Source organism: Brevibacterium luteolum, assembly GCF_025147615.1.
Taxonomy (GTDB): Bacteria; Actinomycetota; Actinomycetes; order Actinomycetales; family Brevibacteriaceae; genus Brevibacterium; species Brevibacterium luteolum.
This window is the reverse complement of record NZ_JALXPM010000004.1, coordinates 33,895-59,911: the sequence shown is the minus strand read 5'-3', so window position 1 is coordinate 59,911 and position 26,017 is coordinate 33,895. Positions and strand designations below refer to the sequence as shown.

The window sequence follows — 26,017 nt, the reverse complement described above, 5'->3', positions numbered from 1 at the left end:
AGCGCACCTTGATCTCAGATGAACTCGCCGGCGCCGATCCGGTTGCTGATTGCCCCAATCCCCGAGATCTCGACTGACACCTCGTCGCCGGGTGCCAGCCACCGCTCATCGGCCATCCCGACACCTGCCGGGGTGCCGCTGAGGATGAGGTCGCCGGGTTCGAGCGTGATGATCGTCGACAGGTACGCCACGAGCTCCGCCGGTCCGAAGACGAGATCGCCGGTCGAATCCTGCTGCCGGACCTCCCCGTTCACCCGCGTCGTTAGCGTCGCAGCCGCCGGATCGAACTCATCGGCGGTCACCACCACCGGCCCGACAGCGGAGGAGGCCTCCCACATCTTGCCCTGCAGCCACTGCTGGGTGCGCAGCTGATAGCCGCGCATCGAGAAGTCATTGGTCACCGTGTACCCGGCGATCGCAGCAGCCGCCGCGGCAGCACTGGCCCGCCGGACCTGCGTGCCGATGACGATCGTCAGCTCGCCTTCGAAGTCGAGCTTCTCGTCCTCAGCCGGGGCCACCACCTCGGCACCGGGATCGGTGAGCGAGCGGGCGAACTTCGCAAACACGGTCGGAAACTCCGGGGTGTCCATCCCGACCTCGGCGATGTGATTGCGATAGTTCAGGCCGATGCACAGCACCTTCGCCGGATGCAGCACCGGCCGCAGTGTGCGCACCTCGTGTGCGGGGATCGCCGGCGCCGAGGTGGTGCGCGCCTGCTCAAGACCATCGGCGGCGGCGAGCAGCTGGCCGACATCTGCGAAACCGTGGATCGGCACATAGTCTTCGCCGGTGTGCAGTGCCGCGGTCGTGCCGCCGGTTGCGGTCAGGGTGATCGTCGCCAGTCTCATGGTGTCCTCCGTCGCTCATGCCGCAGGGGCTGCGGCGCCGGTGCCGATACTCGCACCATATATTCCGTCGCTAAACTGTTGAGGTGACTTCTCAGCAACAGGACACCGGCGCCTCGGGCGTGGCAGGAACCGCGGCCGTGTGCCGGCGGGAGGAATTCGGATTCTCCGTGGGCACCCGGATGGACACCGGCGGGCGGACCGGCACGATCCGCACCCCGCACGGCCAGATCCAGACCCCAGCGTTCATCCCGGTCGGCACGAAGGCGACCGTCAAGGCCGTCAAGCCCGACGACGTCGCAGCATTGGGCGCGCAGGCGGTGCTCGCCAACGCCTACCACCTCTATCTGCAGCCCGGTGCCGACCTGCTCGACGAGGCCGGCGGGCTGGGGAAGTTCATGAACTGGCCCGGCCCCACCTTCACCGACTCCGGCGGGTTCCAGGTCATGAGCCTGGGCGTGGGCTTCAAGAAGGTCATCTCGATGGACATCCCCGACTCCCCGGACGACTCGGCGATCGCCGCCGACAAGGAGCGCCGGGCGATGGTCGATGACGACGGGGTGACGTTCAAGTCCCACATCGACGGTACCCTGCACCGCTTCACCCCTGAGGTGTCGATGCAGGTCCAGCATCAGCTCGGCGCTGACATCATGTTCGCCTTCGATGAGCTCACCACCCTCATGAACACCCGCGGCTACCAGGAGATGTCCTTAGAGCGCACCCGTCTGTGGGCCGAACGCTGCCTGGCCGAACACGAACGGCTGACTGAGGCGCGGTCGCACCGGCCGTACCAGGCGCTGTTCGGGGTGCTGCAGGGCGCCCAGTACGAGGACCTGCGCCGCAAGGCCGCCCGCGATTTCGGGGCGATGGACTTCGACGGCTTCGGCATCGGCGGGGCGCTGGAGAAGGAGAACCTCGGCACGATCGTCGGCTGGGTGTGCGAGGAGCTGCCGGAGGACAAGCCGCGCCACCTGCTCGGCATCTCCGAACCCGACGACCTGTTCACCGCCATCAAGGCCGGGGCCGACACCTTCGACTGTGTCTCACCCTCCCGCGTGGCCCGCAACGCCGCCGTCTACACCCGCGACGGCCGGTACAACATCACCGGCGCGAAGTACCGCCGCGACTTCGGCCCGATCGACCCCGAATGCTCCTGCTACACCTGCCAGAACTACTCACGCGCCTATCTGCGGCATCTGTTCAAGGCCAAGGAGATGCTCTTCTCCACTCTGTGCACCATCCACAACGAGCACTTCATCGTCACCCTCGTCGACGAGATCCGCGCCTCCATCGAGGACGGCCGGTTCGACGAGCTCGAAGCCGAGGTGCTCGGCCGCTACTACGCCCCGAAGGCGACCATGCAGTGAGCGAAGCGCACTCCGGCACCGGAGCCCACGCAGCTGCCGGCACCGAGGCGAGTACTGCCTCGGGCACGGCCAACCGAGCCGCCCACGCCGATACCGGACCGGGACTCGGCACCCTGCTGACGAACTGGATGCCAGCCATCGGCACGGCCGTGGCGTTCGTGCTGTACACGGTGCTGTCGATCCTCATGTGGCAGGCTAATTACGCGCCGAGCTGGGACCTGGGGATCTTCACGCAGCTGCTCGACCAGTACGCGCGCGGCCAGACGCCGATCGTCGACATCAAGGGCCCCGGCTTCCATCTGTGGGGCGATCACTTCCACCCGATCCTCATCCTGCTCACCCCGCTGTACTGGCTGGCACCCTCCGGGCTGACGCTCATGATCGCGCAGGCCGCGCTCTTCGCCGCCTCCGTGTGGCCGATCGCCTCGCTCGCCCGCGAACACCTCGGCACCCGCGGCGGCTGGCTCGTGACTGCCGCGTACGTGTTCTCGTGGGGACTGGTCAACGCCGTCATCGCACAGTTCCACGAGATCGCCTTCGCCGTGCCGCTGCTGGCCTTCGGGCTCGTGTGGTGGATGCGCGGCAAGCGGCTGCCGGCCCTCGTCGCGATCGCGCTGCTCGTCTTCGTCAAAGAGGACCTCGGCATCACCGTGGCGCTGTTCGGCCTCGTCATCTGGCTGCGCAACCGCGCCGAGACGCGCGCTGCGATCTTCCTCGCCGCCTGGGGCATCGCCTGGACGGTGTTCGCCGTGGCGATCTTCATCCCGGCCTTCAACGTCACCGGCGACTATGACTACTCCGGCCAGCTCACCCTCGCCGAGACCCTGACCGCAGGGCTGACGACGAAGCTTGGCACCGCCGGGTTCCTCGTGCTCGCTGCTGGTGGGATCGGGGTGCGCTCGCCGTTCATGCTGCTCATGCTGCCGACCCTGGCCTGGCGGTTCCTCGGCAGCGTCGAAGGCTACTGGGAGACCAACTTCCACTACTCGGCCGTTCTCATGCCGATCGCTGCTGTGTGCCTCATCGACGCAGCCGCCCGCCGGCACCGTGTGTTCGCGCCGTTCATCGCCGCGATCGCTGCTGCCGCGATGCTCTCGCAGACGCAGATCGAGCTCCTGTGGCGCTGGCAGGCCTTCGACCTCAATGCTGATCAGGCGATCGCTGAGGCGTGCAGATACGACTCCGTCGCTGCCGACGTCAGGCTGCTGGCCCACCTTGTGCCGTGCACGCAGACGTTCTGGATCGGCAGCCTCGGCGATGCCGTGCCCGAGGCGGTGCTGCGCAGGCCCGACGACGTCGGGCAGCCTGTCGAGACCTGGGCGGAGGAGCGATTCGGCGGCGACTGGACTGTCGTGTACTCAGGCGAAGGCTTCGAACTCGTCGACCGCGGCGCCCGCGGTGCCCGCGACGCAGCAGGCTGAGCGGCGACGCGGTGGAGCCAGCGCGAGTGGTGCACTGGCTTCAGCAGATCACCTGACCGCTCGGACCGTCACACCTCAGCTGTCCGCCCACTGGGTGGTCCGGCCACTGGGAACGTTAGAAAAGTTGTTCATGGTGTGAGGGCTCCAAGCCATGAATAACTTTTCCAACTTTCAGCCACCGGCACGCGGGACCGGTCTCGCCGGTGTGCAGGTATGGGGCCACCGTGTCGCTTGCCGGTCCGCTGTGACCAGCTCCGCCGCCGGCCCTAGAGCTTTGCGGCGTTGGCGCGCAGGTGCTCGGTCTCGTCGACGTTGCCGTAGCTGGGTTCGTGGCGCTTGAAGACCTTGATGACCTGGTACGTCAGCGGCAGGCACAGCACCTCGACCGCGACCTTGTAGACGAAGCCGACGATGATGTAGACGATGAAGTCGCTGCCGGGGATGACACCGGCGAAGGCGATCGTGCAGAACAGCAGTGTGTCGGCGAACTCGCCCACGCCGGTCGAGCACATCAGCCGCACCCACAGCCGTTTCTCGCCCATCGCCCGCTTGACGCGCACGAGCACATAGGAGTTCAGCAGCTGCCCGACCACATAGCCGACGAGTGAGGCGAGCACGATCCGCGGGTAGAAGCCGAGCACGGCTTCGAAAGCCGCCTGGTTCTCATAGCCGGGCCCGGGCGGGGAGATGAGGACGAGCCAGAAGACGAAGCTGGCGAGGATCTGGAGGGCGAAGCCGGTGATGACGGCTTTGCGGGCGGCGGCGAAGCCGTAGACCTCGCTGATGACGTCGCCGAGGATGTAGGCGATCGGGAAGAGGAAGGCGCCGCCGTCGGTGACGATCGGCCCGAAGCCGATGACCTTGGTCGCGGAGATGTTCGAGACGATGTGGACGACGCAGAAGACGGCCAGCACGATCGCGTAGTACCGGCCGCGGGAGGTGGCGAAGGCGGCCAGCCGGGTGCCGGCGCCGCTGGGTTCCGCTCCCGAGGCGGTGGCCGTACCCGAGGCGGTGGCTGGGTGGGCCGTACCCGAGGCGGTGGCGGGGTTCGCAGGGGTGGGGGACTGGGTGTTTACCGCCGGGTGCTCGCTGTGCGGACCCGGCTGCCCAGATGCAGCAGGCTTGTCGATGTTCTCAGGGTTCAACGGTGATCTCCTGTCCATTCGTCAGAGTGATGAGCTGGTCATAGGTCATGGGCATCATCGAGTCGGCAGTGCCGCCGGCGGCCCACAGTTCGGGGTAGTCGCGCAGCGCGACGTCGATGTAGGTGCGCACGGGGGCAGGGTGGCCGCACGGGGCGACCCCGCCGATCACCTGGCCGGTCGCCGACTTCACCAGGTCCGCACTCGCCCGGCCGAGCTTCTTGGCTCCGATGATGCCTGCGACATGGTCGGTGTCGACACGGTGGCGGCCCGAGGTCATGATGAGCACCGCCTCGCCGTCGGCGTCGAAGATGAGGCTGTTGGCGATCGCCCCGATCTCGACGCCGAGGTAGGCGGCAGCGGCCTTGGCAGTGTTCGTCTGCTCGGTTAAGAGCGTGATCTCCGCGTCGATGCCGGCGGCCTCAAGGTCCCGGGCGACGGCGGTGTTGCGTGCGTGCATGGTGTCCTTTCTCAGGTCGTGGCAGGGATGGCAGTGGTGTCAGTCAGCGGTCTCGTGGCGCGGGGCGAAGCCGCGGCGGCGCAGCAGCGGTCCGACGTCGGGTGCCTGGCCGAAGAAGTCGGTGAAGGTCTCCATCGGATCAGTCGAGAAGCCAGGTGCCAGCACTGCCCGGCGGAAGGCGTCACCGGCCTTGGGGTTGAGTCCGCCCTGTTCTTCGAACCATTCGGTGGCGAACGCGGCGAGCATTTCGGCCTGCATGTAGGCGTAGTAGCCGGCGGCATAACCGCTGGTGAAGATGTGCGAGAAGTACGTTGTGCGGTAGCGCGGCGGCACGAGCGGGGAGAAGTGCGCCGCCTCCAGCACCGCGGTTTCGAAGGTCAGCACATCATCGACGCGCTCGCCGGCTTCGAGCAGGTGCCAGCTCTGGTCGAGCAGTGCGGCGGCGAGGTATTCGATCGTGTCGAACCCGGCACCGACGTCATCGGCTGCACGGATCCGCTCGACGAGCGCCTCGGGGATCGGCTCCCCGGTCTCGACGTGACGGGCGTAGTGCGGCAGCACCTGCGGGTGCAGCGCCCACATCTCGTTGAGCTGGGAGGGGAACTCGACGTAGTCGCGCGGGACTGCGGTGCCGGCCCGATCCGGGTAGGTGCTGTCGGAGAACAGGCCGTGGAAGACGTGGCCGAACTCGTGGAACAGGGTGCGCACCTCGTCCATGCTCAACAGGCACGGCTGCCCGGCAGCTGGCCGGGTGATGTTCATCGTCATCGAGATGATCGGCAGCTCACCGGTCAGCCGGCCCGGCGAGACGAGCTGGTCCATCCATGCCCCGCCGCGCTTGCCGGCACGGGCGAAGGGGTCGACGCAGATGAGCCCGATGGCCCGGTCGTTCTCGCACGCCTCGTAGACGGTCACGTCCGGATGCCAGGCCCTCATCGGCTCCCCATTCTCGTCACAGGCGGGGCGGAACTCGACACCGTAGAGCTGGCCGGCGGCGTAGAAGACGCCGTCGTGCAGCACCCGGTTGAGCTCGAAGTAGGCGGCGACCTGCTGCGGGTCGAGGGAGTAGCGCTCGCTCTGCAGCCGCTGCAGCCAGTAGCGCACGTCGGCGGGGGCGATCTGCTCGGGTTCGAACTGCTCGTAGATCGCTGAGATCTCGGCCTCGAAGGTCTGGCGGGCCGGGTTGAGGACACCGGCGAGCAGGTCGCCGACGGCATCGGGGCTGTCGGCGGTCTCATCGTCGATGGTGTATTCGGCGAAGCTGCGGAAGCCCAGCAGCTGGGCGAGCTCGGCGCGCAGCGCGGTGATGTCGCTGATGATCTGCCGGGTGTCATGCTCCCCGCCGCGGCAGCCGCGGGCGATCGAATGCTCGAAGATCCGCTGCCGGGAGGCCGGCTCATGCAGCTGCGCCAGCTGCGGCTGCTGGGTGAAGTTCAGCAGCGGCAGCACATACCCGCCCTGCCCGTCACCGTCCGCACCGGCGCGTTCGGCAGCAGCCTGGACGGCCGCCTCGGGCAGCCCGGTGAGCTCTTCGGCGTTCTCGAAGTGCACGGCCAGCGCCGAGGTGTCAGCAGCCAGGTGCCGGGAGAAGGCCTTCTCCAACCGGTCGAGCTCAGCGGAGATCTCTGCGACCCGTTCCCGCTCCGCGTCATCAAGGCGCACGCCGGTGCGCACGAAGTCGCGGATGAGCAGCTCATGATGGCGTTTGTCCTCGGGGTTGAGATCACTGGTCGGCACGGCTTCGAGCCGGGCGAACAGAGAACCGTTGAGCAGCAGTTCCAGGCGTGAGCGCACGAGCTGCTGGGAGGCAGCGGCCAGGGCGGTGCCGAACTCCTCGGTCTGCAGGTTCGACTCGAACAGTCGCATGAGCGCCTGCAGCCGGAACGCCGGTTCCTTGGCCCGGTCGATGCGGATGGTCGTGTTCGTCAGCGACGGCTCCTCAGTCTGCGCGAGGATCGCGGCGACTGCCTGCCGCTGGGCGGCGACCACCGCCTCGGCGGCGGTCGTGAAGTGACCCGGCTCGATCGCGGCGACATCGGGCAGCCGCAGCCCGACCGGACCGTGGATGTAGTCGAGCACCGGATTCGACCCCGGCGCGGTCACCGGCGTTGAGGCCAGCGCCGTTCCGTCATTCGGCGGCGTGGGCTCGGACGCGGCGGGGTGACCGTCGGAATGCACTGCGGACTCCTTCTTCTGCGCGCTCAGCGCGCGCGTATGCTGGGACTGATGAGTGAGGACGACCGGGGCTTCGAGGGGTATCGGCGCGGGGAGCCGATGACGCGCAGGATCGAGATCGGCCTGCTCATGGCGGGCCTGGCGACCTTCACTCTGCTGTACAACACTCAGGCCATTCTGCCGTATTTCGTCCGCGACTACAGCATCTCCCCGACCAGCGCTGCGCTCTCCGTCTCCGCCGCCACCGCGGGCCTGGCCCTCGGGCTCATCGTCGCAGCACCGGTCAGCGAGCGGATCGGACGCGTGTGCCTCATCCGCTGGTCGCTGCTGCTGGCCTCCGTCCTGGGCATCGGTGTGGCCTTCGTCGACGACTGGGCGCTGTTCCTCGCCGCCCGCTTCGTCATGGGCGTGGTGCTCGCCGGACTGCCGGCGACTGCCGCAGTGTACCTGCGTGAGGAGATCCACCCGTCCTACGCCACCTCGGCAACGGGCCTGTACATCTTCGGCACGACGATCGGCGGGCTGTCAGCCCGACTCGTCACTACCGGCACCATCGACCTCCTCGACCGCTTCGGGCTCACCGCGGCGATGCCGCTGAGCCCTGCGCACATGGCCCTGGCTGTCACTGCCGTCGTATCGGTCGTCTGCGCGGCCGCATGCTGGGCGCTGCTGCCCGAATCCCGCGGTTTCGAACCCCGCCGGCAGTCCCCGCGCGAACTCATCGGCAGCTTCGGCCGGGCCTTCCGCGACCCGGTGCTGCTGGGCCTGTACCTCACCGGCGGGCTCGGGATGGGCGTGTTCGTCGGTGCCTTCAACGTCCTCGGGTTCCGTCTCGAAGCCGAACCGTATCTGCTGTCGATCGGCGCGATCGGCCTGCTCTACCTCATCTATCCGGTCGCCGGCACCGTCAGCGCGCTCGCCGGCCGTGCCGCCGACCGGTACTCGCTGCGAGCGGTCATGCCGTTCGGCTCGCTCATCGCGCTCATCGGCATCGGCCTGCTCATCGCCCGCCCGCTGGTCGTCATCATCGCCGGCATGGCAGTGCTGGCGATGGGCTTCTTCATCATGCACTCGCTGGCCTCAGCCTGGGTGGCCGTGCGTGCGAAGGCCTCGGTCGGGGTGCCGGCGCAGGCGGCATCGATGTACATGCTCTTCTACTACGGCGGCTCCTCGATCAACGGCAACCTGGCGCCTGCCGCATGGGAGCTCGGCGGCTGGACCGGGGTGACGATCCTCATCGGCGCGATGATGGCCTCAGCCTTCGTCATCGCGCTGCTGCTCGGCCGCTCCCGGCCGGTCGTCACCTGAGGTGCGCGGCAGGTTCTCCACCGCTCCTGAGGCGGTGGCCGGGTTGTGTGCGAATCCCCAGCCGGTGCCTGTTGAGATCTGCATCACACCCCCATAGGGTGAGGGTACGCCGCGCCCCTGCGGCCTGCAGAGGTGCTGTCGCACCCTCCAACCGTCTCAATGAGGAGCATCCATGACTGTCTACGCGCAGCCGGGATCTGAGGGCGCCAAGGTCGCCTTCGAGTCGCGTTACGACAACTACATCGGCGGCGACTGGGTCAAGCCGGTCAAGGGCAACTACTTCGAGAACATCACCCCGGTCACCGGCCAGGCCTTCACCGAGGTCGCGCAGTCCACGGCCGAGGATGTCGAACTCGCCCTCGACGCCGCCCACAAGGCCGCGCCGGCCTGGGGTAAGACCTCGGTGGCTGAACGGGCGGTGATCCTGAATAAGATCGCCGACCGGATGGAGGAGAACCTCGAGATGCTCGCGGTCGCCGAAACCTGGGACAACGGCAAGGCGATCCGCGAACCGCTCAACGCCGACCTGCCGCTGGCGGTCGACCACTTCCGGTACTTCGCCGGTGCGATCCGCGCCCAGGAGGGCGCGCTGTCCCAGATCGACGAAGACACCGTCGCCTACCACTTCAAGGAGCCGCTCGGCGTCGTCGGCCAGATCATCCCGTGGAACTTCCCGCTGCTCATGGCCGTGTGGAAGCTCGCCCCGGCCCTGGCAGCCGGCAACTGCGTCGTGCTCAAGCCCGCTGAGCAGACCCCGGCCTCGATCATGGTGCTCGTCGACCTCATCGGCGACCTGCTGCCGCCGGGCGTCATCAACGTCGTCAACGGCTTCGGCGTGGAGACCGGCAAGCCGCTGGCCTCGAACAAGCGCATCGCCAAGGTCGCCTTCACCGGTGAGACCACCACCGGCCGGCTCATCATGCAGTACGCCTCCCAGAACCTCATCCCGGTGACCCTGGAGCTCGGCGGCAAGAGCCCGAACATCTTCTTCGCTGATGTCATGGCGGACAAGGATGCCTTCTACGACAAAGCGCTGGAGGGCTTTGCGATGTTCGGCCTCAACCAGGGCGAGGTGTGCACGTGCCCGTCGCGCGCACTCGTGCAGGAGTCGATCTTCGATGAGTTCGTCGAGGCTGGGCTCGAGCGCGTCAGAGCGATCAAGCAGGGCAATCCGCTCGATACTGATATGCAGGTCGGTGCGCAGGCATCGAACGACCAGTTCGAGAAGATCAAGTCCTACCTCGACATCGGCAAGCAGGAGGGCGCCGAGGTGCTCATCGGCGGCGAGGTGCTCGAACTCGACGGCGACCTGGCCGGCGGCTTCTACATCCAGCCGACGGTGTTCAAGGGCCAGAACTCGATGCGCATCTTCCAGGAGGAGATCTTCGGGCCCGTCGTCGCACTGACCTCGTTCAGCGACTACGACGATGCGATGTCGATCGCCAATGACACCCTCTACGGCCTCGGTGCCGGCGTGTGGAGCCGCAGCGGCAACGTCGCCTACCGCGCCGGCCGTGAGATCCAGGCCGGACGCGTGTGGGTGAACAACTACCACAACTATCCGGCGCATGCGGCCTTCGGCGGCTACAAGTCCTCGGGCATCGGCCGGGAGAACCACCTCATGATGCTCGATCACTACCAGCAGACGAAGAACATGCTCGTCAGCTACTCAGAAGACGCCCTCGGCTTCTTCTGATCCTGCCATCTGCGACGGGCCGGACCGGAACACAGCACCTGTGCCGGCCGGCGGTCAGACCGCTCGCCGACCCGCGGTCAGACCGCTCGCCGGCCCGGCTGCCGGCCCGTCGCAGCAGCACAGTGCACGCATGTGCACGGAGATGAGGTCCGATGTCCGATGACACCACCGTTGCCGATGGAGCCGCCGCAGCGTCAGCCGATCCGGCCGTGCTCGACTCCGCGCCGACGATCGAGGGGGAGACCCGTTCACGGGTCGCCCTGACAGAGGCTGCCGTCGAGCTGCTCCAGCAGCTCATCGACCAGCATGGGGACCTGATGTTCCATCAGTCCGGCGGCTGCTGTGACGGGTCGACGCCGATGTGCTTCCCGGCCGGAGAGTTCCTCACCTCGGATGCCGACGTGCTGCTGGGCCGGTTCGAGATCCCACGACCGGCTGGCACCACCTCGGAGCTGGAGTTCTGGATGTCAGCCGAGCAGTTCAGCTACTGGAAGCACACACATCTGACCGTCGATGTCGTGCCCGGGCGCGGCGCCGGATTCAGCGTCGAGACGCCGACCGGCAAGCGGTTCCTCATCCGCTCGACCCTGATGGACGCCGACGAGAGCTGACCGCACCGCCGGGACACGACTGGGGGCCAAGAGAGTGAATCTCCTGGCCCCCAGTCAGCTGCCCGCCTGTGCGCCTGCCCGCCTGTGCGACTGCCAGCCCGCGCGCCTGCCCGCCCGCTCGGTGCTGCGGAACTGCGGTGCTGCGCTCACGCTCAGTCGAGTGCGGAGAGCTCCTGCCACTCATCCCAGTCGTAGACCCAATCGGAGACGTCTGAGGACTCCTTCGACAGGGACACCGAGGAGCCTTTGACGATGACCGGGTCGCCGTAGATCGCGGAGTCGTAGTACTCCTTGGCCCGCTCATTGGTGAGGTTGATGCAGCCGTGCGAGACGTTCGCCGAGCCCTGTGAGCCGGCCGACCACGGTGCACCGTGGATGAACTCGCCGTTGTTGTGGATGCGCACCGCCCAGCGCACTGGCGTCGAATACCCCCAGCGCTCCGAGGTCATCGTGTAGTTCGCCGCTTTCGACATGACGATATGGGTGCCGTTGAACGAGGGTGAGCGTGCCGCGCCGAGCGAGGCGGGGTAGTCCATGATCGTCTCATCTCCGCGGGTGACGATCATCCGGTGCGTCTTGGCATCGGCGGTCGTGGTCTGCTCACGGCCGATCGAGAAGTCCAGCGAGACGTCCTTCTCACCGAAGCGCGTCTGCGAGAACGGCACGTCCTCCAGGGCCATTGTCACCTTGACCTTCGAGTGCTCCGGCCAGAACTCCTTGGGCCGGTAGTGCACCCGCGAGATCCCGTCGGTGTCGTAGAGCCAGCCCCACGAGCCCTCGACCTCGCGCTCCTTGCCGTCCTCGTCGGTGACTCTCACGGACAGCCGGTGTTCGATGTCATCGCGGTAGGACTCGGGCACGGTCGCGCCGATGTTCACGATGATCGGGGCGGCCACGCCGACCTCCTGGTCATCGCCGATGACGGTGAAGATCCGCGCCGAACGGCCTTGCGGTTCGGTCGTCGTGATCGTCCCGGAAGCTTCATGCGTGGCGCCATCCGGGGCGACGGTCGTCGCCTTCCACTCGTACTCGGCGTTGCCGGCCAGCCCATAGCTGGAGACCCAGCGGGTGCCCTGAGGATCGGCTTCGCCGCCGCTGTCAGTGCTGTTGTTGCGGTCAGTGCTGGCACCGCTGGGCGTGTCGTCTTCGCTGGGGGTCGCGTCTGCGTCTGAAGCGCTGCCGCCGGTGTTGGCGCTCTCAGTCTCCGTCGCCGAGGCGGTGGCCGGCGCGCTCGGATCGCTTCCCTGGGCGCCGGAGTCGAAGGTGCCGTCGACGCTCACCTCGGGGTGGTCGGCGTCGGTGACGGTGACCTCGGTGAATTCGCCGCCGGACACGGTCAGTGCGAAGTGCCCGCTGGGGTCGAGTTCGATGCTCTTACCATCAGCATCGGCTGCGCCGGTGGTGCTGTCTGCCTCGGGTGTGCCGCTGGCGCCCGTCGCCGAGGTGGGTGTGGGGGAGGCGTCGTCATCATCGACGACCGAGACCGTCACCTCGGGTGCGGGATGCGGGTCCGCGCTCGGAGCTGCCGCGGATCGGCGCTCGGCATCGGGTGTCGCAGTGCAGGCGGCGAGGGCGATGGCGAGCGAGACGCTGAGGCCGGCAACGAGGGGGCGGCGACGGAGCATGAGGGACCTTTCTCATGGCAGTGGAGACGATGCACAGTCGCAGAACTGCGAGGGCAGGAATGGGAAGGCGACAGCACAAATATAGGAAGCGCGATGTAACGGCTGTGGAACAATGCGCGCTCTCAGCCCGCCGATCGGCGAGCAGATGGCATGTGACCTGCGCAAACAGTGCCGGGGGATGTTGCGCAATTGTGACAGCGCATGAATGCGAGGACTCCCCGTGCACCCGCCAGAGCTCGCTTACCCTTGCTGCCTTCCGGCCCTGGGGGAGTTCACAAGATGACGCCACACGGGGAGCCGCATAACAGTCTAGACCAGGCAGGGACCGAACCAAAAACGCCTGAGCCGGCCACCGCCTCGGGCACGGGAGACGGGCTACAGTGAGGGTGTTGACAGGGGAGTGCCCGCGCGGGCACTGAGAGTGCGCAGACAGACCCTACGAACCTGATCCGGGTGATACCGGCGGAGGGAGATCACATGACACAGATCCACACGACCATTCGCGTTGCGGCCGATTCCCCGGCCGGGCGGCTGCGGCTCGGCGACAGCGCCGGGCAGTGGGACGCCGCAGTCGGGCACCGCTTCGTCGACGAGCTGTTCGCAGGCACCATCGACGATGCGGTGCTGGCTGGCTACCTCGTGCAGGACTATCAGTTCTTCGACGCCTTCCTCTCGATGCTCGGCGGGTGTGTGGCGCACGCCGACCGGCTCGACTCCAAGCTGCGGTTCGCCGCCCAGCTCGGGATGCTCGCAACCGATGAGGACGGATACTTCCAGCAGGCCTTCACACAGCTCGGCGTGACCGAGGACGACTGGCGGAACTCGCAGCTTTCGCGCGCGGCAGCCGGGTTCCAGGCCGAGATGTACGATGCGGTTGCACAGGCCGAATACGCAGACCTGCTCGTCATGCTCGTCATCGCCGAGTGGCTCTACCTCGACTGGGGTGAGCGCGACGCCCCGCTGCCTGAACGCTATGTGCACTCCGAGTGGATCGAGCTGCACCGCGGGGAGGCGTTCAGCTCGTGGTGCCAGTTCCTCGTCGACGAGCTCAACCGGGTGTGGCCGGCTGCCGAGGCCGCGGGCCGGGTCGAGGAGCTCACCGCCCGCTGAGAGCGCACGGTGGCCCTGGAGCTCGACTTCTTCGGCGTCACCTATGAGGGCCGCGACAGCTGACCGGCACGAGGGCCGCGTCGACTGAGCCGGTGACGTGTGTCGGGGAGGTCTCGCCGACCGTGCCAGCGAAGCGATCGGGCGGGCTGGGGATAACTTCCAGCCCGCCCGTTCGTGACCTGAGGTCGGCTAGCCTGCGCGGTTCAGGCGTTGCGGTCGGTGGCACCCGGCTGCAGACCTGAGCCCTTCTCCTCGCCCTTCTTCTCTTCCTTCAGCGGGTCCTTCTTCACCGGCTCGCCGTTCTTCTGGATCTCGGCGATGTCCTTGCGCATCTGCGGCAGCTTCCCGTAGAGCGCATCGCCTGGGCAGTCGGTCTGACCGAGGTCCCGGTGACCGGAGACGACGTTGATCTTCGTTCCCTTGAGCGTGGTCTTGCCGCCGGCATCGACACCGGAGAGCGCGAGCTTCCAGGCGATCGCATGATCGACCGCATCCAGGGTGGCCTGCGGGGGCGCGGACGTGCCGTAGCTGCCGATGACCGAGATGCCGAAGCTGCCCTGGTTGTAGCCGACCACGTGCGCGCCGACCGGGTTCTTCTTCAGCCCGCCGCCGCGGCCCTCCCACAGGCGGCCGTACTTATCGGCGAGCATGTTGTAGCCGATGTCATCCCAGCCGCGGCCCTGCTGGTGGTAGTGCTGGATGCCGCGCAGGATCGCCGGAACGTCCTCGGCCGTGTAGTCATTCGACCCGCCGGTGTGGTGAACGACCGCGGCCTGCACCTTCGCAGTCGTATCCGGATCCGACTTCGGCTTCGCGGCACCCCACGCCTTGCGGTGCTCGATCTTCGGAGCCTTCACACCGCTGTCCTTGGCGATGGTCTGGGCCGCCGCGGCACCGGGTGCGTAGGCCATCGTCGCAGCCGTGCCTGAGGCGGCAGGCGCCTGGTCTGCGGCGCTGTCGGCAGCGCCCTCGGTCACCGGGGTGTTGAACTCAACGGCGGTCTCATCGCCGCTCCAGCGCTTCGGGTCGATGCTGAGGATCCGAGCGTCGTGCGGGGTGGCGTCGCCGAGGATGCGCAGCTGCGCGGCATCCATCCCGGCCAGCGAGTACGGTTCGGTGCCCGCGGCGCCGGGCTGCTTGGGGTCGTTGTCGGAGTCGAGACCCGACCAGGCACTCCACTTACCGTGGGTGCGGGTGCGGATCTCCACCTCGGCGTCCTCTGCCCCGCGCCACACGACCCCGACGATGCCGGGAGCGTCATCGGCTGGCTCGACGACATCGGACAGGGCGGCGATCGTGCGGCCGTCCTCGGTGATGTCAGAGGCCGAACCGTGGATCGCATCCCTCGGTGAGTCGCCGTCCGGCGCCGAGGCACCGGTCGCGCTGGCAGGGTGGGCGAGCGGCTGTGCCAGGGCGGCGGTGCCGCTGGTCCCGGGTGCGGGTGCGCGCAGCAGGGAGGGCAGGAACGAGAAGTGATCCGCGCTCTGCTGGGCGGCTGCGGATTCGACTGCCGCTGAGCGGTCGCGGGCACCGGGGATCCCGATGCCGGCGTCGCTGATCTCGGCGAGATCGATTTCGTTCATCTCAGGCTGCGGGTCCGCGCCGAGGGCGGCGGACGGTGCGAGCCCGAGTCCGGTCAGCATGCTGGCGGCGACCGCAGTCGCAGTCGCAGTCGCAGAAGCTATGTAGCGCATGTATGCCTTTCGAGGAAGGGGAAGACAGGCATTTCGGCGGCGCCGACGCTGGATGCGCAGGACTCGCCGTGTGCCACTATGACACGCATTCGCCCAGATGTCTCGGGTAGGGGTGCGAGAGGTCGGCAGTCGTTGCCGAATCGAGTTCTTCGTGCTCTGCGACGGGAATCGCGCTGTGAGCCCCGGTGTCCGCGGCAGCAGCGCGGTAGGACAGGTGCGCCGCCGGTCGCGCGGGCTCGATTTCGCTTAACGTTCGGGTTCCGGTAAGATTTCCTGCGGAGGATTCGCCTAGCGGCCTATGGCGCACGCCTGGAACGCGTGTTGGGTTAACGCCCTCAGGGGTTCAAATCCCCTATCCTCCGCGCTGTGAAGTCTCGGGACATCGTTCACTCGATGTCCCGAGATTTCTTTTTGTTTTTGGGGCTGATGTCTCGCGTCATCGTTCCGGGTTTCGCTGTGGAAAACTGCGCGCGAACACGATCGCAAAGCGTCGGTCTGCGGCCCTCGCTGGTATCGGTCGTACTCCGCGGTTGCTCGCTCATAGCGGCTTGTCTGTGCTAGCTATTACTGGCTTTGCCACCGAATGGCCACAGGATCTGTGGGAATGGCAGGTCAAGGCTGCGGACATCTCCTCACCGTGTAATGCCATGGTTGAGTCGTGAACGATGACGTGCGACATGCCTGGAACGATCTCGTGAGACATGTGCACTCGGGATCTAGGCGGTAGGGGTGAACGATGTCGTGAAACCACTCACCCTATCCTCCGCGCGATGGCGAAGGCTCCTGACCAGAGAAGACGTGGTCAGGGGCCTTCGTCTTGTGCTGGTGGAGCGTGTCAGTCCTGATGCTGGGCCGTACATCGGCTTCAGCGCTGCCAGTGTCATCTGATAAAGCGCGAATCGGCGGTCGCGGCCGAGCGCGAAGTCCCCTGACCAGCACGCTTCGGGGGACTTCAGCATCAGCACATCAGGGCTGGAAGTCATCGGGTCCGTGGAATGCGGCACCGAGCTTCGTCTCCAGGATATCCATGGTGTTCTGCTCAGCCAGGTGTGTGTACGCCGTCCACTTCTCGTCGTCATGGGTGAAGAAGGCCGCTTCGTAGTCACCCTGCACCGACGGCATCGTCTGGTGGAAGTCGGAGTCGACATCGGCGCTGTCGGTGAAGAAGCGCCGCAGTACGCGTTCCTTGCCGTCGGGATACATCTCTGTCGGGGCCGATCGAACGCAGTCGACGGCCACCAGCGCTCCCTCCAGCGGCCCGAACAGGCCATCATCCTGAGGTCCCTCGTCGAGTCGGCTCCACTCACTCAGCGGTGTGCCGGGAGTGAACTCTTCTCGCTCACTGCAGGCGCCGCGACCCATTACCGACTCCACTGCCGCACCGACCTTCTGCTCAACGGCGGACATGGGATCAGCCTTCGAACCCGTGCCTGCACCGTCCTTCTGCGCTGGGCCCGTGGCATCCTCGGCGACGGGTTGCTCGCCACCCTCAGGCGCATCCTCCCCGGCCGTGTCCTCGGGGGCAGAGCTTGGAGTGGAATCGGCTGGTGGCTGCGAACTGCTGCCGCAACCAGCCAGCACCATGAGCGATGTCAGGAGTGCGGCGGAGAGGACTGAGGGCGTGCCAGGGCGCATGAGCGGTGCCTTTCCGGTCTCAGAGTGCTGGTGACGGAGTTCACATCGATCCTATGGCACCCGGACTGGTCACGGCCGATCACCGCCGCATACCGCATCTGTCTGGCTACACTGTCCTCAGTGCCGAACCCGCGATCCGAGTGAGGGCAAGCCGTTGAAGACTTCGACCGATGTTGTCCGCTACTCCGTTTCGACCGCTGCGGCGACCCTCCTGACCCTGCTGATCGAAACGGCCGGAATCCTCCTGCTGCGCCCAGACTCGACGGACGGATCGCTGCGGACTGAGCTCGTCGTCCTCTTCTACCTGCTGTTCTGGAACCTTTTCGTCCTCATCTACGTCACGTGGACGATACGGAGCTACAAGCTTCTGCGCGGACCGGCGCTCATCGATCAGGTGCGTCGCGAAGTCCGGGTGCAGAGCCGCTGGTGGGCGCGGGCTTTCGGGTTCAGTGGTGCGACGAACTTCGCTGTCACCGCTGCCGCCTTCGCCATCTTCCTCACCGTCGTGCTCGCCCAGACTGAGGTGGTGCGCCAGTCGCTGCTCTACCTCGCACTCGGCGTCCTCGCCGTTGCCGCCTCCTGGGTGTTCATGGTCTTCGCCTTCGCCGCCGCCTACATGCACCTCAACGTGCCGGCCGTCGAGAGGCGCCACATCCGCTTCCACAGCGAACCGCCCGAGGAGTTCGACGACTACCTTACCCTGGCAGTGCTCGCCTCGACGATGGCCGCGGGCATCTCAGCACAGATCCGCACGAAGGCTGCCTGGAGGCAGGTGCGCACCAATGTCGTCGTCGCCTTCGGGTTCAACTCGCTCGTGCTCGCGATGATCGTCTCGGTCGTCATCTCCGCCCTGTCCCGGTGACGGCGCTGCCGCCTAAGGCACCGGGCCCGAGGCGGCAGCTGGGTCTCACTTCCTGCGCGGGGTGAACGACGTGGAGCACGTCCACTTCGTCTTGCCCTTCGTGGCGGTGACGGTGACCTTGACCTTGCGGTTCGGGGTGGCGCCGGAGATGTAGTAGTTGACGTTCGCCCGGCCCTTCGTCGAGGCGGTCGCCTTCTTCTTCGTCTTCGTCGTCTTGTAGTGCGCGACCGTCTGGATCTTGGCCTTCGAGCCGACCTTCGAGACCTGCACCGAGGTGTTCGAGTACTGGCGCGGCTTGCTGTTCGACATCTTCACCGCGCACGTCTTGTTCGCGGCTTCAGCAGGGGCCGGTGCGGCCAGTGCGGCGCCGGAGGCCAGCGCGATCGCGGTGAGCCCGGCAGCGAGCCGGCGGCGGAATGAAACGGCAGCAGTCATGCAAGAGTCCTTCACATGTGAGGTGGGGTGGCACTGCCTGCTCCGTCGTCATCGAATCAAGTCGTCATCTTCTGTCCGCAGTGCCGGTGAACAGGGAGGATCCTATCCTGCCGCCTCCACCGGCTCGGCACGCGGTTCGGCATTCGAGCCGGATCCGGCGGTAATCTGAGACGCAGGACAGCAATGCGCATCCGCTGAGCACGGATGCAGTGCCAGAAGCGGAAGGCGGCCACGATGAAGCACCCCTTGAGCGGCAGAACCGTCCTCATCACCGGTGCCGGCAGCGGCATCGGCCGGCTGCTCGCCGAAGGTGCTGCCGCCCGCGGCGCCCGGGTGGTGATCTGGGATCTCTCGCCCGCCTCGGGTGCGGAAGTCTGCGAGGCGATCCGGGCCCGAGGCGGTGAGGCGCTCTCGTTCGCCGTCGACGTCACCGACCGGGAGGCAGTCGCCGCCGCCGCCGATCAGACGGGCACGGTCGATGTGCTCGTCAACAACGCCGGGATCGTCACCGGCAAGCGGCTGCTCGACGCTGCCGATGAGGAGATCGAGCGGACCTTCGCCGTCAACACGCTTGCCCTGTACTGGGTGACGCGGGCGTTCCTGCCCGGCATGATCGCCCGCCGATCGGGGTTGGTGGTGACGATCGCGAGCGCTGCTGGGCTCGTCGGGGTGGCCAAGCAGACCGACTATTCGGCCAGCAAGTTCGCCGCCGTCGGCTTCGCCGAATCACTGCGCGTCGAACTGGCCAAGGACGACACCGGTGTCGACTCCTTCGTCGTGTGCCCGTACTACATCGACACCGGCATGTTCGCTGGCGTCAAGACGAAGTTCCCGCGGCTGCTGCCGATCCTCAGCCCGGACTATGCCGCAGGCCGGACCCTCGACGCGATCGAGTCCGGGCGCATCCAGCTCATCATGCCCCGGTTCGTGCGCACCCTGCCGCTCGTGCGGATGCTGCCGGCGGGCTGGTTCGACCAGATCATGAACGTCCTGGGCGTCAACAACACGATGGATGCCTTCACCGGACGCAGCCAGCCGGCCGAGCCCAGAGCCGCGACAGCAGGCAGGCAGGCCTGAGATGAGCCATCCGCCCTACCCGCCGCGTCCGCCCCGCCGGCCCGGACCACCGCCACCACCCGGACCTCCGCCGCCGCCCGGACCAGGGCGGCCACCCGGACCGCCTCCACCGCCGCCCGGAAACTGGCAGCCGCCACCAGGTCACCAGCCGCCACCACGACACCGGCCGCCCCACGCCGGCCCAGGTCACCCGACTCAGCGGGCGGTGCCGGGGCAGCCGCAATCGCAGCCCCCGCCTCGGTCCCGGACACCCGGGCCGCGAGTCCCGCACCCGCGCCCGGACAAGTCCCCGGGCTCGAAACCGGCCGATCGGCGTCCGCCGCGCTGGATCTCCGACGACGGGCACTGTGCGGGAATGGCGCTCATCTGGCTCATCATCGGCACCGTGTTCGTCGTCGGCGTGCACTTCAGGCTCGTGCACGGCAACGACCTCACAATCATCGAGGACACGGAAGTCTTCGCGGCGATCTTCCTGGGCCTCCTCGGCACAGTCGTGCCGCTGGTGTTCATCGGCGATAAGCGCGTGGATCGCGGAGTGCGCTTCCACGGACTCGTCTCGATGTTCACCGTCAGTACGGTCGTGGTCGCGCTCATGGGTCTCATCGCCGCATTCGCCTGGAAGCCGATCGTCGGCGCCGAAGCCGTGCCCGGCAGCGTCTTCGACGAGCTCTTCTCGACACCTGTCGCCGCGCTCATCATCGTCCTCTTCCTGCTCACAACGACAGCCGTCGCGGTGGCCGCAGCGATCCCTCTTGCGGCAGCTGCGTTCCCGCGCTGGGTGAGCGCCGGGATCGGGCTGCCTGTGTGGATCATCGCAGGCATTGCCAGTGCTGGCGCAGCGATCGCCGTCTTCGGCGGCCCGCCGACACTGCTGCGCCTGGCCCTATGGTTCCTCGCTGCCGTGGTGTGCCTGGCGATCATGTGCCTCGTCCTCGTGCTCGTGCAGCGCTGGCGGGTCAGGCATGGCATGATGCCGGCTGAGGCAACGAGGAGCTGAGACTCTGCTGCGCTGAGTCTCTGAGACGCTGCGTCGGAGACTGCGGGCAGCCCCTATCGTGTGAGTATGACGCACACCACAGATCGCTATCCTGTCGCTGAGCTCACCGACCTGCCCGACGACATCCGCACCCGCATCGAAGAGGTCGGTCAGCAGACCGGCTTCGTGCCCAACGTCTTCGTCCACCTCGCGCGCCGGCCTGCGGAGTTCCGCGCGTTCTTCGCCTACTACGACGCGCTCATGGAGAAGGACACCGGCAACCTCACCAAGGCCGATCGGGAGATGATCATCACGGTCACCTCGGCGGCTAACAAGTGCCTGTACTGTGTGGTCGCCCACGGGGCGGTGCTGCGGATCTTCGAGAAGGACTCCCACATCGCCGATCAGGTCGCCCTGAACTACCGGCACGCCGACATCCCCGCCAGGCAGAAGGCGATGCTCGACTTCGCAATGAAGGTCCAGCAGACCCCGTGGCTCATCTGCGATGACGACTTCGCGACCCTGGCCGCCCACGGGTTCGACGACGAAGACGCCTGGGACATCACCGCCATCACCGGGTTCTTCGGACTGTCGAACCGGATGGCCACTGTCACCGGGATGACCCCAAACCCGGAGTTCTACCTCATGGGCCGCATCCCGCGCGACAAACGGTGACACCTCAGTCGGCCGGTGACACCTCAGTCGGCGCCGCCCCGGTCTGTGACGGCCCTGTCGGTGACATCCCAGCACCCGCCGAGTCCTGAACAGACATCGCGCACCCGTTCTTCACGCTCCCGCAAGCAGCGCCGGGCGCGGCACATGCGGGTGGGCAGGGCCCAATCACGCAGAACGAATATGATGCCTCGCCGGCTGAGGGCCCTGCGCGTGGGGTGCCGCACCGGCTGCGGCAGCCGGTGCGACGAGCGTGCGGGCCTGCACCCAGGTGAAGGCGGCGAGCACACAGAACAGCACCGCATCGAGGGCGATGTAGACCAGATGCACGGCACTTCCCGGGGCGCCGGTGCCGTTCAAGACCGCTTCGGTGCGGGCGTTGAGCAGCGGGCGGACGATGGCGACCTTGATGAGCAGGACGCCGGTGATCGTCGCGAGCAGCGTCCAGGCCGGGCGGATCTGCCGGGTCATGACGACAGCTGCGATGAGCATGATCGCGAGCACGCCTTCGACGCTGTTCATCGCGGTGAAGACGAGCCGCCCGATGCCCAGTCCCAGCGGGATCGTGATCCCCGGCGCCTGGAACTTCAGGGGTGCCTCGATGAGGTCGATGGCGATGATGAGGCCCAGCCAGATCGCAGGGATGATGAGCCGGGCGGTCAGGGCAGCAAAGCGCATGAACGCAGTCTACGCCCGGCCTGCACCTCCGCCGTCAGCTGACCAGCATGCTCAACCGATGATCCCAAAACGGTAGCCGGCGTCCTGGTAGTGCTTGATGACCGCCGGCAGCGCCTGGGTCGTCAGCTGTTTGTTCTTCGCATCGTGCATGAGTACGACCTCGACGTTCGGGTTCTTCTCAGCGTCCCGGCGCTGGGTCAGGCGCTTGAGCTGACCGGCGACGTCGTGGGGTCTGCGGCTGGCCGGTTCGGCATCGCCGTTGACGGTTGACCAGTCGACCCACGTCGCGCCCCGGTCGGCGAGTGCCGCATCGGCGGCTTGCATGTTCTTCCACGACATGTGCCCGCCGGGATACCGGTAGGCCGTCGAAGCGTAGTCCTCACCGAGCACCCCGCGCACGGCCTTGACCGCACGGTCGTAGTCTCGGCCGATCTGCCCGGCGGCGGCCTGCTTGCCGGGGTACAGCCGCTTGTAGTCATGCGAGTGCGAATGGATCGCCAACGCGCTGCCCTGGTCGATGACCTCTCGCACGATCGGCGCTGTGGAGTTGTTGATCTGCTTGCCCACTTGGAAGAACGTCGCATGCACGTCGTGGTCGCTCAACACCTTCAGGTTCTTCGTCGTCTGCTCCGTCGGCCCGTCATCGAAGGTGAGGAACACGATCTTCTCATCCGGGTACCCCTTCGCTTCGCTGCCCTCGTGCAGCCACCGGCTGACGTCCGCAGCAGGGTAGGCGTAGTCCTCGGCGGCGGCCGCATAGGCCTTGCCCGGTGCCACGCCCGAGGCGGCAGGCGCCTTTTCGCCCAGCTCGCCGGGCGGCCGGGTCGGGGTCTCCTGCGGGGCGGTGAGCTCAGGCTGTCGGCTCGTGTCCGGCTGCTTGTCACCGGCGTCGCCGAGGCGGGCCTCCGGTTCGGTCTCCGGCCTGGACTCGCGGCGTTCGGCAGTGGAGTGGGAGGCCGGCTCGGCTTGGTGGGTCTCGGCGTATCCGGCTGCGACGGTGCGTGCCGAGTGTGTGTCGTGCAGCAGGGTGTGGGCGGCGGCCGGGGCGACGGTCAGGGCGCCGAGCCCGACAGTGGTGCAGGCAGCCAGAGTCGCCAGTCGCTGACGCGAAGTCATGGGGGAAGTCCTTCCGCGGTTGCGTTCTTCTCCGCATTCAACTCCCGATTCGCCCCGAATGCGAGGACCCAGGCCGGTCATGCCGCGACTTTCTCATCTCGGCTCCAGCCGCGCGGCGGTGGGATGCCCTCCGATGTGCAGGGACCTGGGCGGGTTCATCGGGGTTTCACCGCGGTGTCACGAGATTGCCACACGGGTGCGCCGTTCGATCACCTGAGCGCGTGATGGGGCAGGGTACATTGGCTCCCAACTGCCCATCCTGTGCCCGCCCGGCATCGCTGCCGGCAGGCCACGACTGAGACGAAGGACATCCGATGAGATTGCCCACTCGCATCGCAGCCGCACTCGCCGCGTGCGCTCTGACGCTGAGCATCCCGACCGTCGGCTCCGCTGCCACCACCGTCGACCGCGCCGCGGACGCGACCGCTGCCGAGTCGGCCACCGCCTCGGGCGCGGACACTCCAGCGGCTGGTCCGCTTGCAGATCCCGCCACCGCCGGCGGTTCGACTGCAGGCAGCAGCGGCGGCAGTCAGCCGATCATGCTCATCATCGACGGTTCGGGCTCGATGAAGGCCGCCGACGTCGACGACAAAGGCACCACCCGGTTGGATGCTGCGAAGGATGCGGCCAAGGAGGTCATCGACAACCTCAACGACAGCGCCCAGGTCGGCCTGACTGCTTATGGTATGAACACCGGCAGCGCTGATTCGGAGAAGGCCGCCGGATGCAAGGACATCGAGGTGCTCTCCCCGGTCGGGCCGATCGACGCCGATGGGCTGAAGAAGCAGGTCGACTCGATCAAGGCCTCCGGCTACACGCCGATCGGCGAAGCGCTGAAGCAGGCCGCCGCCGAGCTACCCGGCGACGGATCCGGCGGCATCGTGCTGCTGTCCGACGGTGAGGACACCTGCGCCCCACCGCCGCCGTGCGATGTGGCCAAGGAACTCGTCGAGGACGGCGTCGACCTCAAGATCCACACCGTCGGCCTGCGCGTCGATGAGGAGGCCCGCAAGGAGCTCACCTGCATCGCCGATGAGACGCAGGGCACCTACGCTGATGCTGAGGACACCACCAGCCTGCAGGCCTCGATGCAAGCCGCTGCGCGTACCGCGCTGACCGGCTACGAGGCCCAGGGCACCCCGATCACCGGCGGTGAGGACCGTGCGTCCGCCGTCGACATCCAGCCCGGCCAGTACCTCGACAGCCTGCCGACCGGCTCCGGTGAGATCACCGAGTCGACCGGCGTCCGCAGCTACAGGTTCCATCTTGACGAAGGCCAGCGCGGTCTTCTCTCAGCGACGATGATCCAGCCGTGGTCGGGCTCCGGCAGGGTCGACTATGACGCGGTGAAGATGGTCGTGAGCTCTGCGCAGAACGAGTACTGCATGCGCAACGACACGACGCTGGCCAGCGCGATGAACCTCGGCGATCTGCCGCCGAGCGCCTTCATCGACACCGGTGCGATCGGCCCGGACAACGCCCGCGTCGAAGGGTCCGATTGCTTCACCGAGGCCGGGGACTACATCGTCACCGTCGAGCGCACCGGCGGCAGCGACCAGACGAAGGACACGCCGTTCCCGCTTGAGCTCAACCTCGTCGTCCAGCCCGGAACCGATCCCGATGACTTCCCGGAGCCCGCGACCGGCCCGGAGCAGCTCGACTTCCTGCCCGCACCCGGTCATCAGGCGAGCCCGCTCGGCGGCGGCACCTCTTTCGGCACCGCCCCGGAGCTCACGGACCCAGTGGTGACCTCGAGCATCAACGTCGGCGAGGTGCAGTACTTCAAGGTGCCGGTCAAATACGGCCAGCAGATCCGCGTGCGCGCCGACTTCGAAGTCCCCGGCAAGGACAAGGCGGTGACGGGCAACCCGAACCTGTGGATCCTCAACCCGCTGCGCCAGGAGGTCACCTCGGTGCGTCCCGGCGAACCCGGTGCACACGACTTCGACAACCAGGAGGACATCTTCGGCGACGAGGGCCACGCCTATACCGGCAGCCGGCAGGCCACGGTACTGGCGCTCAACTCCGCGGTGCCGGTCAACCCGCGCAACCTCGACGGCGAAGACGACCCGAAGTTCAAGACCTCACCGGTGAGCTTCGATGGGTTCTACTACTTCGCCTTCAGCTACTCAGACATCCACGGCGAGTCCTTCGGCACACCGGGGGAGTACACGCTGAGCTGGGATGTCGTCGGCGACCCGACCGACGGTCCGGGTGCTGAAGGCGCAGGGGAAACCGATGATGACGGCGCCGATCAGGCTGCCAGCGGTGGCCAGTCGGTGTGGATGAGTGCACTCACGTGGGGCGGCATCGCCCTTGGAGCGATCGTGCTCATCGGTGCGGTGCTGGCGGCGATCCTGCTGCTGCGCACCCGCCGCGCACGCCTCGGCGGCTGACAAGCACTGCGCCGAACCGCCTCGGGGCCGCAAGATCGGCGCCCGAGGCGGTTCCTGCGTTCCGCCCGCTGGTGCGGTGGCCGAGCTGTGTGGTGACTGGTTGGTAAGGCGGCCGGGCTGTCAGGTCATTGGGGGCCGCGGGTCATGCGGATCTCAGCCAGGTCATCAGCGGCCGCGTCGACGTTGCGGGTGCCGTCGGGTGTGAAGCCGTTGCGGGCGTAGAAGCTGCGGGCGCGCGGATTGTCCTCGGCCACCCACAGGGTGGCCGGCGCAGTGTCGATCGCCGCATCCAAAAGCGCCTGGCCGAGACCGGTTCCGTAGTGGCTGCTGAGGATGTACAGCGCCCACAGCTCCAAGCCGGTGCGGTCGTCGTCGCGGGCCTCACCGACGCTCGCGAACCCGATGACATCGGTGCTCGGCAACAGGCCCGGTGTCGTGACCGGGGTGCCGGCGTCTGTGCGAATGGCCAGGCGAGTGCGCGCACATGACTCCGGCTGCGTCAGCCACTGTGCCCACTGCTCGGTGCGGGTGGCCAACACCGCATCGTCGTAGAAGCGCTCATCCAGCAGGTGGCCGTAGGCTTCCCGCCATCCGGCGACGTGCACGCGCGCAATCGCGGCCCCGAGCTCAACGTCGGGCTGCGGACTGGCCTGTGGGGTGATGATGGCGAAGGGCATTACAGCACCCTAGAGGAGGGGTTCGGGCTCGTCTAGACT

The 26,017-nt window shown here is 67.2% G+C and carries 22 protein-coding genes, 1 tRNA gene, 1 other RNA gene and 1 riboswitch; of the genes, 12 read left to right on the top strand and 12 right to left on the bottom strand.

Annotation, left to right across the window (positions count from 1 at the left end):
* Positions 1-14: 14 nt before the first annotated feature.
* Positions 15-848, bottom strand: a complete 834-nt coding sequence (locus M3C25_RS01935) for a fumarylacetoacetate hydrolase family protein (protein ID WP_259854741.1) — start codon at positions 846-848, stop codon at positions 15-17.
* Positions 849-1,027: 179 nt separating this feature from the next.
* Here M3C25_RS01935 and tgt point away from each other — a divergent pair, with 179 nt between their 5' ends.
* A complete protein-coding gene (tgt, locus tag M3C25_RS01930) occupies positions 1,028-2,212 on the top strand; it encodes a tRNA guanosine(34) transglycosylase Tgt (protein WP_375545089.1) in 1,185 nt (394 codons plus the stop codon).
* Positions 2,209-3,633, top strand: coding sequence for a DUF2079 domain-containing protein (locus tag M3C25_RS01925; protein WP_259793770.1), 1,425 nt, complete (start codon positions 2,209-2,211; stop codon positions 3,631-3,633). The genes tgt and M3C25_RS01925 overlap by 4 nt, the downstream gene beginning before the upstream one ends.
* Positions 3,634-3,899: 266 nt before the next feature.
* On the opposite strand, the gene M3C25_RS01920 is transcribed toward M3C25_RS01925, so the two are convergent.
* The 3 genes from M3C25_RS01920 to M3C25_RS01910 all read right to left on the bottom strand — a co-directional run bounded on the left by M3C25_RS01920 (position 3,900) and on the right by M3C25_RS01910 (position 7,413).
* Positions 3,900-4,589, bottom strand: coding sequence for a queuosine precursor transporter (locus tag M3C25_RS01920; RefSeq protein ID WP_259854774.1), 690 nt, complete (start codon positions 4,587-4,589; stop codon positions 3,900-3,902).
* A gap of 178 nt (positions 4,590-4,767) precedes the next feature.
* Entirely contained in the window at positions 4,768-5,235 is a 468-nt protein-coding gene (locus M3C25_RS01915; protein WP_165884483.1) for a YbaK/EbsC family protein, read from the bottom strand.
* A gap of 39 nt (positions 5,236-5,274) precedes the next feature.
* Entirely contained in the window at positions 5,275-7,413 is a 2,139-nt protein-coding gene (locus M3C25_RS01910) for a M3 family metallopeptidase (protein WP_259854740.1), read from the bottom strand.
* A 48-nt stretch (positions 7,414-7,461) separates the two neighbouring features.
* Here M3C25_RS01910 and M3C25_RS01905 point away from each other — a divergent pair, with 48 nt between their 5' ends.
* From M3C25_RS01905 to M3C25_RS01895, 3 genes are all read left to right on the top strand, one after another.
* Positions 7,462-8,718 (top strand): MFS transporter, encoded by a 1,257-nt coding sequence (locus M3C25_RS01905; RefSeq protein WP_259854738.1) that lies wholly within the window; start codon positions 7,462-7,464, stop codon positions 8,716-8,718.
* A 172-nt stretch (positions 8,719-8,890) separates the two neighbouring features.
* Positions 8,891-10,414: an acetaldehyde dehydrogenase ExaC gene (gene exaC / locus M3C25_RS01900; protein ID WP_102161125.1), complete on the top strand. Its 1,524-nt coding sequence runs from the start codon at positions 8,891-8,893 to the stop codon at positions 10,412-10,414.
* Positions 10,415-10,566: 152 nt separating this feature from the next.
* On the top strand, positions 10,567-11,025 hold the full coding sequence (locus M3C25_RS01895; protein WP_102161127.1) for a DUF779 domain-containing protein: 459 nt from the start codon (positions 10,567-10,569) through the stop codon (positions 11,023-11,025).
* A 152-nt stretch (positions 11,026-11,177) separates the two neighbouring features.
* Here the strand turns inward: M3C25_RS01895 and M3C25_RS01890 are convergent, their stop codons facing one another.
* Positions 11,178-12,650 carry a L,D-transpeptidase gene (locus M3C25_RS01890; RefSeq protein WP_259854737.1) on the bottom strand — a complete coding sequence of 491 codons (1,473 nt, stop codon included), beginning with the start codon at positions 12,648-12,650 and terminating at the stop codon, positions 11,178-11,180.
* Between the two features lie 206 nt (positions 12,651-12,856).
* An RNA gene (ffs, locus tag M3C25_RS01885) (signal recognition particle sRNA small type) lies at positions 12,857-12,952 on the bottom strand.
* A gap of 82 nt (positions 12,953-13,034) precedes the next feature.
* Positions 13,035-13,139, top strand: a riboswitch (TPP riboswitch).
* Between ffs and M3C25_RS01880 the strand changes: the two genes are divergently transcribed.
* Positions 13,128-13,760, top strand: coding sequence for a TenA family protein (locus tag M3C25_RS01880; RefSeq protein WP_259854736.1), 633 nt, complete (start codon positions 13,128-13,130; stop codon positions 13,758-13,760). (Overlaps the previous riboswitch by 12 nt.)
* A gap of 203 nt (positions 13,761-13,963) precedes the next feature.
* Here the strand turns inward: M3C25_RS01880 and M3C25_RS01875 are convergent, their stop codons facing one another.
* Complete coding sequence (locus M3C25_RS01875) at positions 13,964-15,454, bottom strand: peptidoglycan recognition protein family protein (RefSeq protein WP_259854731.1); 1,491 nt, start codon at positions 15,452-15,454, stop codon at positions 13,964-13,966.
* A 277-nt stretch (positions 15,455-15,731) separates the two neighbouring features.
* Between M3C25_RS01875 and M3C25_RS01870 the strand changes: the two genes are divergently transcribed.
* Positions 15,732-15,816: transfer RNA gene (locus tag M3C25_RS01870), tRNA-Ser, on the top strand.
* Between the two features lie 604 nt (positions 15,817-16,420).
* Here M3C25_RS01870 and M3C25_RS01865 read toward each other — a convergent pair.
* Positions 16,421-16,861: a hypothetical protein gene (locus M3C25_RS01865; RefSeq protein WP_170273121.1), complete on the bottom strand. Its 441-nt coding sequence runs from the start codon at positions 16,859-16,861 to the stop codon at positions 16,421-16,423.
* Between the two features lie 382 nt (positions 16,862-17,243).
* Here M3C25_RS01865 and M3C25_RS01860 point away from each other — a divergent pair, with 382 nt between their 5' ends.
* The gene (locus tag M3C25_RS01860) at positions 17,244-17,951 is read left to right on the top strand and encodes a DUF1345 domain-containing protein (protein ID WP_170273122.1); all 708 of its coding nucleotides are present in this window, start codon (positions 17,244-17,246) and stop codon (positions 17,949-17,951) included.
* A 45-nt stretch (positions 17,952-17,996) separates the two neighbouring features.
* Here M3C25_RS01860 and M3C25_RS01855 read toward each other — a convergent pair whose 3' ends face one another.
* Complete coding sequence (locus tag M3C25_RS01855; protein ID WP_170273123.1) at positions 17,997-18,386, bottom strand: hypothetical protein; 390 nt, start codon at positions 18,384-18,386, stop codon at positions 17,997-17,999.
* A gap of 234 nt (positions 18,387-18,620) precedes the next feature.
* Between M3C25_RS01855 and M3C25_RS01850 the strand changes: the two genes are divergently transcribed.
* The 3 genes from M3C25_RS01850 to M3C25_RS01840 all read left to right on the top strand — a co-directional run bounded on the left by M3C25_RS01850 (position 18,621) and on the right by M3C25_RS01840 (position 21,114).
* The gene (locus M3C25_RS01850; RefSeq protein WP_259854728.1) at positions 18,621-19,463 is read left to right on the top strand and encodes an SDR family oxidoreductase; all 843 of its coding nucleotides are present in this window, start codon (positions 18,621-18,623) and stop codon (positions 19,461-19,463) included.
* Positions 19,464-19,818: 355 nt separating this feature from the next.
* Positions 19,819-20,460, top strand: coding sequence for a hypothetical protein (locus M3C25_RS01845; protein WP_259793784.1), 642 nt, complete (start codon positions 19,819-19,821; stop codon positions 20,458-20,460).
* A gap of 66 nt (positions 20,461-20,526) precedes the next feature.
* Positions 20,527-21,114: a peroxidase-related enzyme gene (locus M3C25_RS01840; RefSeq protein WP_259854727.1), complete on the top strand. Its 588-nt coding sequence runs from the start codon at positions 20,527-20,529 to the stop codon at positions 21,112-21,114.
* 165 nt (positions 21,115-21,279) lie between these two features.
* Here the strand turns inward: M3C25_RS01840 and M3C25_RS01835 are convergent, their stop codons facing one another.
* Together M3C25_RS01835 and M3C25_RS01830 are read right to left on the bottom strand one after the other, a co-directional pair.
* Positions 21,280-21,789, bottom strand: coding sequence for a hypothetical protein (locus tag M3C25_RS01835; RefSeq protein ID WP_259854726.1), 510 nt, complete (start codon positions 21,787-21,789; stop codon positions 21,280-21,282).
* 51 nt (positions 21,790-21,840) lie between these two features.
* A complete protein-coding gene (locus M3C25_RS01830) occupies positions 21,841-22,905 on the bottom strand; it encodes a polysaccharide deacetylase family protein (RefSeq protein WP_259854725.1) in 1,065 nt (354 codons plus the stop codon).
* Positions 22,906-23,219: 314 nt separating this feature from the next.
* On the opposite strand from M3C25_RS01830, the gene M3C25_RS01825 reads away from it, so the two are divergent.
* A complete protein-coding gene (locus M3C25_RS01825) occupies positions 23,220-25,301 on the top strand; it encodes a vWA domain-containing protein (RefSeq protein WP_259854724.1) in 2,082 nt (693 codons plus the stop codon).
* Between the two features lie 125 nt (positions 25,302-25,426).
* Here M3C25_RS01825 and M3C25_RS01820 read toward each other — a convergent pair whose 3' ends face one another.
* A complete protein-coding gene (locus tag M3C25_RS01820; protein WP_259793799.1) occupies positions 25,427-25,978 on the bottom strand; it encodes a GNAT family N-acetyltransferase in 552 nt (183 codons plus the stop codon).
* Positions 25,979-26,017 lie beyond the last annotated feature (39 nt).

Coding starts and splice junctions, on each gene's coding strand:
- M3C25_RS01935 (WP_259854741.1), bottom strand. CDS start 848: ATGAGACTGGCGACGATCACCCTGACCGCAACCGGCGGCACGACCGCG.
- tgt (WP_375545089.1), top strand. CDS start 1,028: ATGGACACCGGCGGGCGGACCGGCACGATCCGCACCCCGCACGGCCAG.
- M3C25_RS01915 (WP_165884483.1), bottom strand. CDS start 5,235: ATGCACGCACGCAACACCGCCGTCGCCCGGGACCTTGAGGCCGCCGGC.
- M3C25_RS01905 (WP_259854738.1), top strand. CDS start 7,462: ATGAGTGAGGACGACCGGGGCTTCGAGGGGTATCGGCGCGGGGAGCCG.
- exaC (WP_102161125.1), top strand. CDS start 8,891: ATGACTGTCTACGCGCAGCCGGGATCTGAGGGCGCCAAGGTCGCCTTC.
- M3C25_RS01895 (WP_102161127.1), top strand. CDS start 10,567: ATGTCCGATGACACCACCGTTGCCGATGGAGCCGCCGCAGCGTCAGCC.
- M3C25_RS01890 (WP_259854737.1), bottom strand. CDS start 12,650: ATGCTCCGTCGCCGCCCCCTCGTTGCCGGCCTCAGCGTCTCGCTCGCC.
- M3C25_RS01880 (WP_259854736.1), top strand. CDS start 13,128: ATGACACAGATCCACACGACCATTCGCGTTGCGGCCGATTCCCCGGCC.
- M3C25_RS01875 (WP_259854731.1), bottom strand. CDS start 15,454: ATGCGCTACATAGCTTCTGCGACTGCGACTGCGACTGCGGTCGCCGCC.
- M3C25_RS01865 (WP_170273121.1), bottom strand. CDS start 16,861: ATGTCCGCCGTTGAGCAGAAGGTCGGTGCGGCAGTGGAGTCGGTAATG.
- M3C25_RS01855 (WP_170273123.1), bottom strand. CDS start 18,386: ATGACTGCTGCCGTTTCATTCCGCCGCCGGCTCGCTGCCGGGCTCACC.
- M3C25_RS01850 (WP_259854728.1), top strand. CDS start 18,621: ATGAAGCACCCCTTGAGCGGCAGAACCGTCCTCATCACCGGTGCCGGC.
- M3C25_RS01845 (WP_259793784.1), top strand. CDS start 19,819: ATGGCGCTCATCTGGCTCATCATCGGCACCGTGTTCGTCGTCGGCGTG.
- M3C25_RS01840 (WP_259854727.1), top strand. CDS start 20,527: ATGACGCACACCACAGATCGCTATCCTGTCGCTGAGCTCACCGACCTG.
- M3C25_RS01835 (WP_259854726.1), bottom strand. CDS start 21,789: ATGCGCTTTGCTGCCCTGACCGCCCGGCTCATCATCCCTGCGATCTGG.
- M3C25_RS01830 (WP_259854725.1), bottom strand. CDS start 22,905: ATGACTTCGCGTCAGCGACTGGCGACTCTGGCTGCCTGCACCACTGTC.
- M3C25_RS01825 (WP_259854724.1), top strand. CDS start 23,220: ATGAGATTGCCCACTCGCATCGCAGCCGCACTCGCCGCGTGCGCTCTG.
- M3C25_RS01820 (WP_259793799.1), bottom strand. CDS start 25,978: ATGCCCTTCGCCATCATCACCCCACAGGCCAGTCCGCAGCCCGACGTT.